At 73.0% G+C, this 15,766-nt stretch carries 8 protein-coding genes and 1 pseudogene; 5 read left to right on the top strand and 4 right to left on the bottom strand.

The window, feature by feature from the left end; translation table 11 throughout:
- Positions 1-55: 55 nt before the first annotated feature.
- Entirely contained in the window at positions 56-2,662 is a 2,607-nt protein-coding gene (locus ACIA5A_RS23465) for a CHAT domain-containing protein (RefSeq protein ID WP_396766102.1), read from the top strand.
- Between the two features lie 154 nt (positions 2,663-2,816).
- On the opposite strand, the gene ACIA5A_RS23470 is transcribed toward ACIA5A_RS23465, so the two are convergent.
- The 4 genes from ACIA5A_RS23470 to ACIA5A_RS23485 are packed head-to-tail and all read right to left on the bottom strand — an operon-like array spanning position 2,817 to position 9,032.
- Positions 2,817-4,622, bottom strand: a complete 1,806-nt coding sequence (locus ACIA5A_RS23470) for an ABC transporter ATP-binding protein (RefSeq protein WP_396766105.1) — start codon at positions 4,620-4,622, stop codon at positions 2,817-2,819.
- Positions 4,619-6,511, bottom strand: coding sequence for an ABC transporter ATP-binding protein (locus tag ACIA5A_RS23475; RefSeq protein ID WP_396766108.1), 1,893 nt, complete (start codon positions 6,509-6,511; stop codon positions 4,619-4,621). The genes ACIA5A_RS23470 and ACIA5A_RS23475 overlap by 4 nt, the downstream gene beginning before the upstream one ends.
- Positions 6,508-7,953 (bottom strand): cytochrome P450, encoded by a 1,446-nt coding sequence (locus ACIA5A_RS23480; protein WP_396766111.1) that lies wholly within the window; start codon positions 7,951-7,953, stop codon positions 6,508-6,510. The genes ACIA5A_RS23475 and ACIA5A_RS23480 overlap by 4 nt, the downstream gene beginning before the upstream one ends.
- Before the next feature lie 35 nt (positions 7,954-7,988).
- Complete coding sequence (locus ACIA5A_RS23485) at positions 7,989-9,032, bottom strand: glycosyltransferase family 2 protein (protein WP_396766114.1); 1,044 nt, start codon at positions 9,030-9,032, stop codon at positions 7,989-7,991.
- A 472-nt stretch (positions 9,033-9,504) separates the two neighbouring features.
- On the opposite strand from ACIA5A_RS23485, the gene ACIA5A_RS23490 reads away from it, so the two are divergent.
- The 4 genes and pseudogenes from ACIA5A_RS23490 to ACIA5A_RS23505 all read left to right on the top strand — a co-directional run.
- Positions 9,505-10,083, top strand: a complete 579-nt coding sequence (locus ACIA5A_RS23490) for an LmbU family transcriptional regulator (RefSeq protein WP_181569194.1) — start codon at positions 9,505-9,507, stop codon at positions 10,081-10,083.
- A 127-nt stretch (positions 10,084-10,210) separates the two neighbouring features.
- Positions 10,211-14,770: an amino acid adenylation domain-containing protein gene (locus ACIA5A_RS23495; protein WP_396766117.1), complete on the top strand. Its 4,560-nt coding sequence runs from the start codon at positions 10,211-10,213 to the stop codon at positions 14,768-14,770.
- Between the two features lie 4 nt (positions 14,771-14,774).
- Positions 14,775-15,158 (top strand): VOC family protein, encoded by a 384-nt coding sequence (locus ACIA5A_RS23500; RefSeq protein ID WP_396766120.1) that lies wholly within the window; start codon positions 14,775-14,777, stop codon positions 15,156-15,158.
- 46 nt (positions 15,159-15,204) lie between these two features.
- A pseudogene (locus ACIA5A_RS23505) lies at positions 15,205-15,417 on the top strand (MbtH family protein); the annotation flags it as partial.
- Positions 15,418-15,766: the final 349 nt, after the last annotated feature.

Consider the following 15,766-nt stretch of genomic DNA (forward strand, 5'->3'; position numbering starts at 1 on the left):
GACAGAGCCGACAGGACATTGACGGATGCCCCTAGATTCGGCGACTCTGTGGGGCATGCCCGACAGCACCGGTTCCGGTGCCGACACGGCGCAGGCGGCGCTGGACGCCGTTCAGCGCTACCCACGCGACGCGATCGCGATCGCCCAACGGGTGCTGGCCGCCGGGCCCGGGGCCGACGAGCGCTCCACCGCCGAGCGGGCCGTCGGTCTGGCCCTGCGGGAGCTCAACGACCTGCCCGGCGCGTTGCGCCATCTGCGCCGCGCGGTCCGGGTCGCCGCCACGCCCCGGACCCGGGCGTTGGCCCGGATGAGTCTGGGCTACGGGTTGGCCAACGCCGGCCACACCGCCGAGGCGCTGCGCGCGGTGACCTTGGCGTTGCCGCAGCTCGCCGGCGCCGACGCGGGGCGAGCCCGGATGCAGCGGGGCGTGGTGCTGCACTACCGGGGTCGCTACGACGAGGCGGTACGCGAGTACGGCCTGGCCGTCGACATCGCCCGGCGCGAGGGCGACCTGTTGCTGGAGGCGCGGGCGCGCAACAACCGGGGCCTGCTGAACGCCCACCGAGGCGTCGGCGGCACCGACGACGACCTGTCCCGTGCGGCAGCCGCCTTCCGACGGCTGGGCTTGGACCTCGCGTCGGCCGATGCCCGCTGGAACCTCGGCATCGCGGCCGGCCAGCGCGGCGACATCGCCGGCGCGCTGCGCTGCTTCGCCACCGTCGACGAGGAGTACCGGCGGCTCGCCGTACCTCGGCCGGCGCTGTTGCTGGATCGCGTCGAGCTGCTGCTGTCGGTGCCGCTGGTCGACGAGGCGGTGATCGTCGCGACGGCGGCCGTACGGGAACTGCGACGCCGCGGAATGGCCTCCGACCTCGCCGAGGCGCTGCTGGCCCGCGCCCGCGCCGCGCTGCTCGCCGGGGACCTGGATACCGCGACCGAGGCCGCCGCAGCGGCCCGTGCCCGGTTCCGTCGCCAGGGCCGGCACACCTGGGCAGTCTTCGCCCGGCACGTCGAGCTGCGCGCCGCGTACCGACGAGGCACCCGCTCGGCACCCTTGCTCCTTGCCATGGCGCGTACCGCCGACCAGCTCGACGCCACCGGATGGCGGGGGCCGGCGTTGACCACCCGGATCGAGGCCGGTCTGGTGGCCGCCGCGCTGGGGCGGCCGGGCCGGGCCCGGAACCTGCTCGCGGTGGCTGCCCGGGCCCGCCGTCACGGCACCGCCATGCGGCGGGCACAGGGCTGGTACTCCCTGGCCCTGTCACGTCGGCTCGACGGGGACGAAGCCGGGGCCGCCCGTGCGCTGCGGCGCGGGCTGGCCGTGCTCGACCGGCACCGCATGTCGCTCGGCGCCACGGAGCTGCGTGCCCACAGCGGAGCGTACGGTCACGAACTGGCTGCCGAGGGCCTCGACATCGCGGTTCGGGCGGGCGCACCGGCGTTGGTCCTGGCATGGGCGGAGCGGTGGCGGGCGAATGCGCTGCGGGCTCGCCCGGCCCGGCCCCCGGCAGACCCCGACCTGGTGGCGGCGCTCGCTGAGCTTCGACTGGTCAGTGGCCTGCTCGAGGACGAGGTGCTGGCCGGCCGTCCGGCAACCGTTCTGCGCGGCCGGCAGGCCAGGCTGGAGCAGCGCATCCGGGATCTGGCCCGGCGGATGCCCGGTGGGGGCGCCGTGGTGGCTCCGCCGGGCGTGGGTGCGCTGGCCGCGCGGCTCGGCTCCCGGGTGCTGGTCGAGATGGTGGCCCACGGCGACCGGATTCGGGCGGTGTTGGTCCGCGACGGCCGGGCCAGCCTGCACGACCTGGGCCCGCTCGCCGTCGCGGCGGACCTGAGCCGCAGGCACCGGTTCGCCCTGCGCCGGCTGGTCACCACCGGTGACGCGGCCGCCGCGCGGGCGGGAGCCGCCCACACCGCGGCCGCCCTGGACCGGCTGCTGTTCGACCCGCTGCGGGGGCGGCTGGCCGACCGGCCCCTGGTGATCGTCCCGGTCGGGGCGCTGCACGTGGTGCCCTGGTCGGGGCTGCCCACCTGCGCGAGGCGTCCGGTGACCGTCGCCCCCTCGGCCACCGCCTGGCTCGCGGCGGACCGGCGGGAGTGGCCGACCGGATCGCCGGTCCTGGCCGCCGGCCCGCGCCTGCCGGCCGGGCATGACGAGGTGCGCCGGCTCGGCCAGGTCCTGCCCGGGGCGCGGCGGCTCACCGGATCCGATGCCACCGCCGCGGCGCTGACCGCCGCGCTGGACGGGGCCGGGCTGGTGCACATCGCCGCCCACGGCACGTTCCGGGCGGACAACCCGCAGTTCTCGACCCTGGAACTCGCCGACGGGCCGCTGTTCGCCCACGAGTGGGAGGCGGTCGACCGGCCGCCCGGCTGCGTGGTGCTGTCCGCCTGCGACTCCGGCCTGACCGGGCTGCGCCCCGGCGACGAGGTGATGGGGTTCACCGCGGTGCTCCTCGCCCTCGGCGCCAGGTGCCTGATCGCGACCGTGCTGCCCGTGCCGGCCGAGCCAACCACGGCGCTGATGCTGGATCTGCATGCGCGGATGCGGGCTGGCACCGGCCCGGCGCGAGCCCTCGCCGACGCGCAGCGGGCATTCGGCGCGGTGGACGACGGTCCCGCCCTGGCCACCGCGGCGGCGTTCGTCTGCTTCGGGGCCGGTTGACCGGGGCGGGAGCGGTCGCTCAGCCGCCGTGGTCGTCCGTGGCGACGGCGGCCGGCTGCGGTGCCGGGAGCCCGCTGCGGCTGACCGTCCGTCCTCGCGGCGATGTGGCCGAGCCGCGGCGGTTCCGCCTCGTGCTCGACGCAGGATTGCCGTGTCAGCGGTAGGCGCCGGCCTGCATCCGGTACAGCGTCGCATAGCTGCCGCCCAGCGCCATGAGCTCGTCGTGGCCGCCCGCTTCGGTGACGGTGCCGGCGTCGAGCACGACGATGAGGTCGGCCATGCGTACCGTCGAGAAGCGGTGGGACACCAACACCGTGACCGCGCCGTACGACCGGGTGCGCGCGGCCTGCGCGGCGTAGCGCTCGAAGAGCGCGTGCTCGGCCTCCGCGTCCAGCGCCGCGGTGGGCTCGTCGAGGATCACCAGCAGCGGTGCCCGGCGCATCATGGTCCGGCCCAGCGCCGTCCTCTGCCACTGCCCGCCGGACAGCTCCGTGCCCGGCGCATAGCTGGTGCCGAGCCGGGTCGCGAGGCCCTGCGGCAGCTGTGCGGGCAGGTCGGCGGCACCGGCGCGGGTCAGTGCCGCGGTGACGGCGTCGTCGTCGGCGACGCGCGGCAGGTCGCCGACGCCGACCGTCTCGCGGGCCACGAACTCGTATCGCGCGAAGTCCTGGAATCCGACGGTGACGACGCCGCGCCAGTTGTCGAGGCTCAGGTCGGCGAGGTCGATCCCATCCACGGTCACGGTGCCGTGGGACGGCCGGTACAGCCCGCAGAGCAGCTTGACGAGGCTCGTCTTGCCGGCGCCGTTCTCGCCGACGATCGCGACCGTCGCGCCGGCCGGCAGCAGCAGGTCCACACCGCGCAGCGCGGGCCGGCCGGTGCCCGGGTAGGCGAACGACACGTTCCGCAGCGCGATGCCGACCCGCAGCCGGTCCGGCGGCGCGCTGTTCCCGGTGGGGGAGCAGCCTTCGGCCGCGGCGCGCAGTTCACGCAGACGGCTGTCGGCCGCGGCGAAGCGCTGGAGCGCGGGCACGAGCGACACGGTCTGGGCCACCTGGGCGTTCACCTGGACCGCGAGCACGATGATGAGCACGACGTCGCCGAGACTCTGCCGTCCCGCCGCCGCCTCGCGGACGGCGAGCCCGACCGCGCCGACGTAGCCGACGGCGAACGACATCTGCCCGAGCGCCCGTAGCGCACCGCTGCGGAGGTGCCCGCTCCACAGCGTGTCGCCGGCCGAGCGCCACTGCGCCGCGTGCCGCCGGCGGATCTCGTCCTGCAGGCCGTACACGCGGAGTTCCTTGGCGGTCGCCGGCTGCGTCGCGAGCTGGAACAGGTTGCGGGCCAGGCGGGTGGGCGCGGCGGAGGCGAGCCGCGCGCGGTCGAGGATCCGGTCGGCGCGGCGGCCGGCAAGCATCGGCGGAACGGCGACGAGCGGCAGCAGCAGCAGCACCGGATGGACCAGGGCGAGAAGGGTCGCGGTGGTGGCCACTCCGACGATCAACCCGCCCGCGGAGAGCAGCGCCTCCAGCGCGAGCCGGACGTTCTGGATCTCCTCCTCCAACACCGCGAGCCGGTCGGCCCGCTCCGGGTCCTCGTGCATCTCGAGGCCCGGTGAGCCGTTGGCCAGCCCGATCAGTTCGACGTCGTAGTCGACGAGGCTGAGCTCGGCCAGCTCGAAGTAGGCGACGTGGGCGAAGTGGCCCAGGGTCAGCGCGGCCATCAGCAGCGTCGCCACCACGCAGCCGGCCGCCGCGGCGGCCCCGTGCTGGCCGGCTGACGCGGCATCGAGCAGCCACCGTAGGGCGGCGGCGGCGAGCGGTAGCGTCGCGCCACTGGCGATCATGAGAATCGCGGCGGTCAGCGTCTTGCCGGGGCTCTGCTGCCAGCAGCGGCGCAGCAGGTCGCCGACGGCGGTGGTGAAGGCGCCGCGTGGAGGTGGTTCGGTTTCGGTCGTCATACCGTCGCCACCTGACCCTGGCCCGCCGTGGGGTCCTCGCCGAAGCGGTCTGCCTGCAGACGGAAGAGGCGGGCGTACCGGCCGCCGAGGGCGACCAGCTCGTCGTGGCTGCCCTGCTCGCTGATCCGACCGCCGTCGAGCACGACGATGTGGTCGGCGTGGCGCACGGTGGAGAAGCGATGCGAGATGAGCACTGTCGTCCGTCCCTCGGTGAGCTGCGCGAACTCGGCGAAGAACCGGGCTTCGGCGCGCACGTCGAGGCTGGCGGTCGGCTCGTCGAGGACCAGGATCGCGCCGTCGTGACGCAGGCGGAACAACGCACGGGCCAGCGCGACGCGCTGCCACTGCCCGCCGGACAGATCGGTACCGCCTTCGACGTGGGCGGCGAGTGGGGTCGCGAGACCGTGTGGCAGCCCCTCCAACGTGTCGAGCAGGCCCGCCGCCGCAGCCGACGAACGGATCCCGGCATCGTCGGCCAGGTGCGTCACGCTCCCCAGGCCGATGTTGTCGCGGGCGGAGGTCTCATGGCGCAGGAAGTCCTGGAACACCACGGCGAGCAGGGCCCGCCAGCGCTCGACCGGGTAGCGGCGGATGTCGATGCCGTCCGCGCTGATCGTGCCGGTGTCCGGCTCGTAGAGCCGGGCGAGCAGCTTCACCAGCGTCGTCTTGCCGGCGCCGTTGAGCCCGACGACGGCGGTGCAGCGACCCACGGCGATGGTCAGGTCGAGACCGTCGAAGACCGGCTCCGGCCGGCCCGGGTAGCGGAAGGTGACGCTCTCGAAGCGCAGGTCGTGTCGCGGCGGTGGCACCTCGCGACGGTCGACGGACACGACTGGCGGCCCGGACCGCTGCGCCTCGGTCCGGGCGACGAATTCCCGGACCGCGCCGTAGGCGTCGCCGCCGTACTCGGTCTGCAGATCTGCCTCGGGGTAGTACTCCCCGAGCCGGACGGCGCCCATCACCGCCTGGATGGCGACCGCCGCCTGCGCCGTCGCGCCCGCTTGGGCAGCCGAGGCGCCGACACCGGCGAGGACCGCGGCGGTGACGAGCAGGCCGGCGCCGGTGTACCAGAAGTACGGCCACAGCATGATGCGCCGGCGTGCGTGCCAGGTCGGCAGCAGCCAGGACAGGTAATGCGCTCGGTAGCGGCGGGCGAGCCAGCCGGCCAGGCCGAAGACGCGGATCTCCTTGGCCGCGGCCGGACCGATCGACAGTTGCCGCAGGTACTGGCCTTCTCGGCGGATCTGCGCGTTGGCGCGGAAGACATTCGAGTAGCGATGCAGGCCGCCGCGGTGGCCGTGACGGAACAGCAGCACCACCGCGACGACGGCGGCGCCGGCGAGCCAGGAGGACACCGCGCCGAGCACCATGGCGAAGCCGAGCAACTGCGCATACCGGGCGATGAGGTGCAGCAGTCCCGCGCTTCCCCGGCCCGGGCTCTGGAACGCGCGGTCGAGCTCGCCGCGTGCCCGGTCCAGCAGCGCCAGCGATTCCTGGTCCTCCAGCCGCTCCAACCCGGGTGGGCGCAGCGCGGCGGTGATGAGCTCATCGCGCACCCGCGCGTCGACCCGCCGGGCGACGAGTTCGCCGAGCGCCGCCTGGACGGGCACGAGCGCCTGCAGGGCGGTGAACGCCGCCGCCGCCACGACGAGCGCGCCGAACACCCGGGTGCGCTGTGGGCCGCCGGCCGCCGGCAGCCCGGCGAGGACCGAGCCGGTGGCCACCACGAACGCGACCGGCAGCACGCCGAGGAAGGCGTTGCAGGCTGCTGCGGCGACGCAGGCGGGCCAGCCGGCGGCCGGAAGCAATGCTGCGAGCCGCCAGCGGGCGGCCACCGCGTGTCGCGCGTGCCGGGCCACCCGGGCGCCGATCGCGAGCGCCTGGGTCACGTACGCCCCGCCGGTCCGGGGCGGGCGCCGATCACCGAGCCGTGTACGACAGTGACCTCGCGGCCCGTGTCGCCGTCCTGATCGGAGAGGACGACCCGGACGCCCGGACGGGGCAGCATGCGGGTGCCGAGCAGGCCCGGGTGAGGCTCGATGCGCTGGCCGGGTGCCAGGTCGAGGCGGTACCGCTGGATGATGCCTCCGACCACGGAGCGGAACGCGTTGCGGGCGAGCATCTTGCCGATGCACGAGCGTTCTCCGGTGCCCCAGGGCTCGAACGCGCCGGGTGGATAGTCGTCGCGGCCGACGAAGCGCCCCGGGGCGAACGTGAGAGGGTCGGCGAACGAGCGCTCGGCACGCTGCGTGACCCAGGGAGCGAGCATGAGAGTCGTCCCGGCGGGCAGGAGGTGGCCGCCGACGTCGGTGGCCCGGATGGTCTGCTTGAACTCCCATGCCGCCGCCGGGTACAGCCGCATGGTCTCGTTGAGCACGGCCTCGAGGTACGGCAGCGCCTTCACGTCCTCCGGGCGGGGGATGCGTCCACCGGTGGCCCCGGACAGCTCGGCGAGCGCCTCGGCCGTGGCCGCCGGGTGCAGCGCCAGCAGCAGCAGCGCCCAGATCAGCGCCGAGGCGAGTGACGTCAGCCCGGCGAAGTGCAACTGCAGCATGAACTCGCGCACGAGCCGCGGGTCAGGGGGCAATTCGGCGCGCTCCAACTCGGCCAGCAGCGCCTGGGCGAGCGAGTGGCGCGGCGGCCCGCCCCGCGCCGGGTTGACGAGCCCGGTCACCAGTTCGTCGATCGCCGAGGTCGCGTTACGCAGCCGGCGGCGTTGGGCCAGGCCCGGGATCTCGATCGGGACGAACGTCGTGGCGAGCCGGCGCACGGTCGACTCCATGAGATCGATGTAGAGGTCGACGGCGGCGTCGGCGTCGGGCGCGGTCTCGGACACGTCCGCGCCGAACATGTACACCTTGAAGATGCGCCGCGTCAGCGCGGTGATCTCGGGCACCAGGTCGACGACCTGTCCGGGTCGCCAGCGCCGCAGCAACCGCTCGGTCTCCTCGACGGCCACGGTGCTGTAGGCGGCGAGTGAGTGCTGGCCGAGGGCGCGGTGGCAGATCTTGCGGTACGCCGCGTGCTCGGCACCGGTCGAGTTCAGCGGTCCCCGTCCCTGGATCTCGTCGTGGGCGCGCAGGTTGATGCCGCCCCCACCGCTGATCTCCACGTGTTCGCCGAGGCCGGCGTAGACGGCCGCGACCTCAGCCGCGCCGAAGGCGGCGACGACCCGGCCGCCGTTGAGCGGCAGCGCGACGAGGTCGCCGTAGTCGCGGTGGGCCCGCGTCAGGAAGCCCAGCGGGTCGCGTAGGAACGCGATCTGGCGACCGACGAGCGGCGGTCCCGAGGGTCCGGGCAGCCGAGCGGGGTGAGTGGCCGAGGAGGTCACGATCGGTGCTCCCTTCCTGTTCCTGCTCCGTCAGATCAGTCCGGCTCGGGGATGCCGAGTGCCGCCCGGGTGCGGTGGGGCGCGATTCTCAGGGCGAGGTTGACGAGGACACCGACGACGCTGAGGGCGCCGAGCGGGCCGAGTACCCTCACCGCCGCCCGGAACGGCAGCGGTCCGGGCAGGGCGGGACTGATTTCGCGGGCGACCTCCAGGTAACGCCGGGCGTGGTCGCGTTTGCCCTGCCGGACGCATTCGAGCCCGGCGATCCAGACCAGATACCGCATCGAAAAGTTCTGGACGGCTCCGTGCATCCATCCGCATTCACGGGCCACCTTGATCATTTTCAGCACCGAGCGGAAGTAGGCTTCGTTGTCGAAGCGCATACGGTTGGTCACCCGGTCACCGGGGTGGTCGCGATAGATCACGCCGACCATGGGGATGTGCCGGATACGGACGCCCCGCATCACCATGCGACACACGAGCTCGGTGTCCTCCACGACGGTGAGCGCCTCGTCCCACCCCCCGTGCTCCAGCAGCCTGTCCCGCCGGAACAGCGGCTGGGAGGTCTCCAGCGCGGGCATCCCGGTCCCGGGGAAGACCAGTTCGTACGTGCGTTCCATAATCCGCTCGACGGTCTGCGCCAGGTCTTCCTCCGGGAAGGTGGTCGTCTCGGTGAAGTCGTAGTCGCGCGGTTCGTGCATGGCCGTGAAGACGATGTCGGCGTCCGGTTCGGCGGCGAACGCCTCGACTGACCGGGCGACCTTCGTCGGGGTTAGCACATTGTCTGCGTCGAGGAACTGCACATATTCGCCCTGGGTCATCCGCAGTCCCACGTTGCGGGCCGCGGAGGGGCCACCATTGGGGATGCTGACGATTGCTATCTTGTCGCCGAAAGTCGTTTCCAGAATAGCTCTGCTGTCGTCAACAGAACCGTCGTCGACGACGATGACCTCGATATTTGAATACGTTTGTCCAAGCGCGCTGCGGACGGCGTGCCGGATGTATTCCGCGCCGTTGTAGCACGGCACCACGACGCTCACCAACGGCGTGTCGGACGCTGCGGAGCTCTCGGTCGTCACCTGTCACCCCTGCCCACGGGACCGGTCGGCCCCGGTCTGGGCCACATAGAGCATGCTCGCCAACGCCGCGACGTCTGTCGAGTCCTCGTCGTCGCGAAGTAGTCGTGCGGCAGTCACAGGGATTACAGGGGTTGCGCGCGCCGCGCCGCCGTGCAATGCCGTTGCTGAGTGTCACCGCGTCGTGCCTGTCTATCTGGTGAGACGATTCGGTTGACGCGAACTGCGCGTCCCCGTAGCCTCCACATCGATAGCAGACCATGCGTTGAGGGATGCTATTCGGCCGCCTATTAGTCGCGGAGACAGCGTTTTTTCATGACGCATGACTTCGCGGTCAACAATTGAACGGGGGCTCTTTATGTCAGGTCCCGAGACCCAGCAACACCGAGATGTGGAACCGTGCACCGCGCCCCGCGACCGGGGCGTCGCCTTGGGTGACCTCACCCCGGCGCCGTCTCCCACGGCGCGACAGGTCATGATCACGCCGGTTGGTCTGCGCATCCCCGGCGACCTCTCCTTCGACGGCTGGGAGCGTGCCGGCCGACAGCTGTCGAGGATCATCGACTCCACCGCGTGGTGCCTGGGTGACTGGCTCGTGTACGGCAAGCACAAGTACGCGGACCGGTACCTACAGGCGATCCAGATGGCTGACCTGGACTACCAGACGCTGCGCAACTACGCCTGGGTTGCCCGCCGCTTCGAGCTCGGTCGGCGGCGCGACGGGCTCAGCTTCCAGCACCACGCGGAGGTCGCGTCGCTCGTGCCGGCCGAGCAGGACCACTGGCTCGACGAGGCCGAACGGCACGGCTGGTCGCGCAACCAGTTGCGCCGGAACGTTCGTGCCGGCCGTCGCGGCCTCGCGCCCACCGCCGCGACCAACGCTGCCGTGCTGCCGCGGGTCAGCGTGCCGAGCGACCGTTTCGAGCGCTGGCAGGCCGCCGCCGACCGCAGCTCCACCGATTTCGGCGAGTGGATCGTCGCTGCGCTCGACCGGGCCGCCGCGCAGGCGTTACGCGCCGAGGCGGCTGCCTCACCGCACAGCTCCGCGGCGTAGAGCGGGCATGTCCCGCCGGCGGGACATGCGCAGGAGCACACCGGGCGCCCCTCGGCCCCGGCCTGGCCCGGTCCGAGGCTCGGTCGGAGCCCGAACCCGGTCCACAGTCGAGGCACGGAGGTGAGCGATGGCCGGATCGGCGGACATCACAGGGCGACGGGCGGCACTGAGCCCGGCGCGGGCGGAGTTGCTGCGACGGTGGACCGCCGGGCGCGCCGGTCCCGAGGGCATACCCCGACTGCCTGACGACGGGCCGGCCGTCCTTGCCTACTCCCAGGAGCGGCTCTGGCTGCTCGACCGTTTCCTCGGCGGCAGGAGCGCGTACAACACCATCCCGCTCGCCGTGCGCCTGCGCGGCCCCCTCGACCCGCAGATGTTCCGACGCAGCCTGGCCGAGGTGGTGCGCCGGCACGAGATCATGCGTACCCGCTTCACCACCGTCGGCGGCGAGCCGCGCCAGGTCGTGCTCGCCGACGTGCCGGTCGTGGTGGAGTCGGTCGACCTGCGCGCCGAGCCGGACCCACGGGCGACCGCAGCGCGGTTCGTCGCCGAGCACCGCAGCGACACGTTCGACCTCGCCGGCGGCCCGCTGTTCCGCACCTGGCTGCTGCGCCTCGGCGAGGACGAGCATCTGCTGTTGCACCTGACGCACCACATCATCTCCGACGGCTGGTCCGACGACGTGCTCGTCCGCGAGATCGCCACCATCTACCAGGCTCTCGCCGACGGCGGGGAATCACCGCTGCCGCCGCTGCCGATCCAGTACCGCGACTTCGCCGCCTGGCAGCGCGGACGCCTCAGCGGTGAGCGGCTGGAGCGGCTGCTCGGGCACTGGAGCGACCGGCTCGGGGACGCGCCGCGCACGGTGGAGCTGCCGACCGATCGTCCACACCCCGCCGTGCGGCGCCTGGCCGGCACCACCTGTCCGGTCCGGATCCCGGCCGCGACCACCCGCGCGCTGCGCGCGGTCGCCCGGGCCGGCGATGCCACACTCTTCATGGTCGTGCTCACCGCCGTGGATGTGCTGCTCGCGCGCTACAGCGGCCAGAACGACATCGTCGTGGGCACCCCGGTGGCCGGCCGGACCACGCCGGAGACCGAGGCGCTCATCGGGTGCTTCATCAACACTCTCGTGCTTCGCGCCGACCTGTCCGGTCACCCGACGTTCCGCCAGGCCGTCGCGCGTGTCCGGCAGGTCGCGCTGGCCGCGTACGCCAACCAGGAACTGCCGTTCGAGCGGCTCGTCGAGCACCTGCAGCCCGACCGTGACACCAGCCGCAACCCGCTGTTCCAGGTCATGTTCGTGCTGCAGAACAGCCCACCCGCCGACCAGCGGTTCGGCCCGTTCACGGTGAGCCCGGTCGAGCTGGACAACGGCGTGGCCAAGTTCGACCTCACCATCGACCTGCGCGAGTTCGACGGTGAGCTGGTCGGCCGGCTGCAGTTCGACGACGATCTGTTCGATCCGGTGACCTGCGAGCGGATGACCCGGCACTTCACCACGCTGCTCGCCGAGGTCGCTCGGGACCCGGACCGAGCGGTGTCGGACCTGCCGCTGCTCGACGCCGCCGAGGCCGTGCTCGTCACCGGCGAGTGGAACTCCACGGACGCGGCGTACGAATTGGAGAGCCTGCACCGGCTCGTCGAGCGAGCGGCGGCCCGGCGGCCCGACACGATCGCCGTGAGCGCCCCGGACGGCCAACTCACCTACCGGGAGTTGAACCGGCGTGCCGACCTGGTCGCCCGTGCGCTGCGCGACGCCGGTGTCGGCCCGGACGCGCTCGTCGCGCTGTTCGTGGACCGCTCGGTCGCGCTGCCGGTGGGAATCCTCGGCATCCTCAAGGCCGGCGCCGCCTACGTGCCGCTCGACCCCACGCACCCCGCCGACCGGATCGCCGGCATGCTCAGCGACGCCGCCGTGGCGGCCGTGTGCACCACCGGCGCGCTGCGCGACGTCCTGCCGGCGCAGCCGGCACCCGTGCTCGCCGTCGACGACGTGCCGTCCGCGACCGGCACTGCCGCGCCGACCGACGCGCTGCCGGAGGTGCCGCTGGATGCGCTCGCCTACGTCATCTACACCTCCGGCTCGACCGGTCGGCCGAAGGGCGTGATGATCTCGCACCGGGCGGTGGCGAACATGATCCGCTCTACCCTCGACGACATCGGCGTCGACCCGGGCGACGCGGTACTGCAGTACGCCACCGTCTGCTTCGACGTGTCCGTCCTCGAGATCTTCATCGCCCTCTGCGGTGGCACCCGCCTGGTCATCCCGGACAGCGAGACCGTGCTCAATCCACGTGCGCTCACCCGGCTCATCCAGGCGGAGCAGGTGACGGTGTTCGACATCCCGCCCGCGGTGCTCGAACTCCTCGACGCCGACGCGACGCCCTCGCTGCGCATCCAGTTCATCGGCTGCGAGGCTTTCGGAGGCCCGCTCGCGACCCGCTGGCAGCGGCCCTGGCGGCGGCTCATCAACGGTTACGGCCCGACCGAGGCGACCGTCATGATGACCCTGATGGAGTTGGACCGGCCGTACGACCGGATGCCGCCGATCGGCACCCCGATGCCAAATCACCAGGCGTACGTCCTCGACGAGCGGCTCCACCCGGTGCCCGTCGGCGTCGGCGGCGAACTGTACATCGGCGGCACCGGGCTGGCTCGCGGCTACCTGCACCGGCCGGGTCTGACCGCCGACAGGTTCGTACCCGACCCGTTCGCCCGTCATCCCGGCGGCCGGCTGTACCGCACCGGCGACCTCGCCGCCTACCGCGCCGACGGCGTCCTGTCGTTCCTCGGCCGGGTGGACCGGCAGGTCAAGATCCGCGGTTACCGCATCGAGATCGGCGAGATCGAGGCCACGCTGGGCACACATCCTCGTGTCGGGCAGGCCGTCGTCGTCGTGCGCGGCGACACCACCGACTCACGGCATCTCGTCGCCTACGTCCAGCCCGCCGGTGCGGCCGGGTTCACCTCCGGCGAGATCCGCGAATGGCTCGGACAGCTCCTGCCCGGGTACCTGGTGCCGCAGGTGATCGTGCCGATCGACGCGCTGCCGCTTCTGCCCAGTGGCAAGGTGGACCGGGCCGCGCTGCCTGACCCCGCGACGTTGACCGGGCTGCGGCCGGACGAGGACCGCCCGGCCGTCACCGCCCGCACCGCCATGCAGCGGCGGCTGGTCGAGGACGTCTTCGGGCCGGTCCTCGGCGTGGCCGACCTCGACGTGCGCGAGAACTTCTTCCAGCTCGGCGGCAACTCGCTGCACCTGGCGGCGCTACAGACGCGGATCGCCGAGGTGCTCGGCGTGGAGGTGCCGCTGCGCACGCTGTTCCAGATGCCGTCGGTGGCCGCGCTCGCCACCCACCTGGAGGGTAGGTTGCCGCACGCCGAGGACGCCCGGCAGCCGCGCGATGACGACGCGGAGCGTTTCCCGCTCACCCCGCAGCAGATGCGACTGTGGCAACAGGCCGAGCGCGCCGGCTGGCACAACAAGCCCCTCGCCGCCCGGCTGACCGGCATCGTCGACCCCGAGGCGGTCCTCGACGCGGTACACGTCGTCGTGCGCCGCCACGAGCCGCTGCGGACGACCGTCGATGTCGCCGACGGCGAGCCGCATCAGGTCGTCCACGCCGAACTGGAGCCGGTGGTCGAGGTCGTCGACGCCGACGAGGCGGCGATCGCCGAGGTAGTGGCGGCAGAGGTCAGGCGGCCGTTCGACCTCGCCCGTGGCCCGATGGTACGGGCGGTTCTCCTGCGGCTGTCCGACTACGATCACGTGCTCCTCGTGACCGCCCACCCGCTGGCCTGGGACGGCGCCTCCCGCGCGGTGCTCGGCCGGGAGTTGCTGGTGCTGGGCGACGCCGCAGAGGTGGGCGGGCCCCTGCCGCCGCTGACCGTTCGCTACCGCGACCACGCACGTCGCCAGCGCGAATGGCTGGCCGGCGCAGAGGCGGCCTCGGCCGTGAGGCGCCGGCGCGACCGCCTTGCCGGTGCGCCAGGTCCGCTGGAACTGCCCGGACGGTGCGGCGCGGCCACGTCGACGCCCGGTGGCGCGGGCGCGGCGCTGCGCTTCACCGTGCCCGGCACGATCGAGCCCCGTCTGCGGGCGCTTCAGGACGAGGCCGGTGTCACTCCCTTCGTGCTGTTGTTCGCCGCGTTCGTCGTGACGCTGCACCGCCTCACCGGCGGCGTCGACCTGGTGGTCGGGGTGCCGCTGGCCAACCGGGTCGAGCCGGGCACCCCGGCGCTCGTCGGCCACTTCGTCAACACCCTGCCGCTGCGCGCCGACCTGAGCGGCGCCCCGACATTCGGCGAGGTGCTGCGCCGCGTCAACGAGGTCGTCGTCGACGCCTACGCCGACCAGCGGGTGCCGCTGTCCGTCATGCCCGGTGTGGCGTCGTCGCCGGTGACCTTCGACCTGCTCACCGACGCCGCCGAACTGCGCCCGGCGCCCGGCGTGTCGATCGGCGTGGTCGACGTCGACACCGGGCGCGCCGACGTCGAACTGGCGGTGGCATTGGAGCTGCGGTCCGACGGGCTGCACGGCACCGTCACCCACGCCACCGACGTCTATCCCGCACAGGTGGTGCGCCGGCTGATCGAGGAGTACCTCGCGGTTCTCGCCGCCGCCGACCCCACACTGGCCCTCGCCGCCGAGGCGCGGGCTGACGCGCCGGACGTGGCAGGCTGACGTGATGGCCACCATCCACGATGTCGTCGTCGAAAGCCGCCACCCCGCGTCGCTGGCCCGGTTCTGGGCCGCGGCGTTGGACGGGTACGCCGTCGCGCCCTACGACGAGGAGGAGCTCGCCCGTCTGGCCGGCGAGGGCATCCTCGACCCCGAGGACGACCCGACGGTCCTCGTCGAGGCCGCGCCCGGTGTGCGACCGCGGTTCTTCTTCGTGCTCGAGCCCGAGCCGAAGATCACCAAGAACCGCGTCCACCTCGATCTGCGTGCCGAGGACCGCCCGGGCGAGGTCGCCCGGCTCGTCGCCCTCGGCGCCTCCGTGCTCAGCGAGCACGACGACTGGACCGTGCTCGCGGATCCGGAGGGCAACGAGTTGTGCGTGCGGGACTGACCGGCCCGGCCGGCCCGCCGAATCGGCCACGGAGGGAGATCCGTTCATGACCAGCGCCATCGACCACGACGCGTACCAGGTTGTGCGCAACGACGAGGAGCAGTACTCGGTCTGGCCCGCCCGGTTGGAACCGCCGCAGGGCTGGTATCACACCGGCTTCGTCGGCGCGCGTGAGGACTGCCTGGCCCACATCGACCAGGCGTGGACCGACATGCGGCCGTTGAGCCTGCGCCGCGCCCTCGCCGAACGGGCCGCCGAGGGGTCTGCGGCGGCGCCGGCCCCCGCACCTGTCGTCGCCGGTGACGACGGGCCCGACCTCGTGACCCGGCTCTGCGCCGGCGACCATCCGGTCGAGCTGGTGCTGCGTCCGTCCCCCTCGCCCGAGCGGCTGCGGGAGGCGCTCGACTCCGGCTACGTGCACCTCCGATTTGCGCAGACCGACGGCGGCGCCGAGCTCGGGGTGAGCCTCACCGGCGACCTCGACGGCCCTCGCGCCGACCTGGACGCGGGTGCCGACAGCCTCACTCTCGACGGCGAGCTGACGTTGGACTTCGTCGACGTGAGCTGCGCGGCCACCGTCGACGTCGCCACGCTGACCGGACGCGCCC

The organism is Micromonospora sp. NPDC051300 (assembly GCF_044455315.1).
Classification (GTDB): domain Bacteria; phylum Actinomycetota; class Actinomycetes; order Mycobacteriales; family Micromonosporaceae; genus Micromonospora; species Micromonospora robiginosa.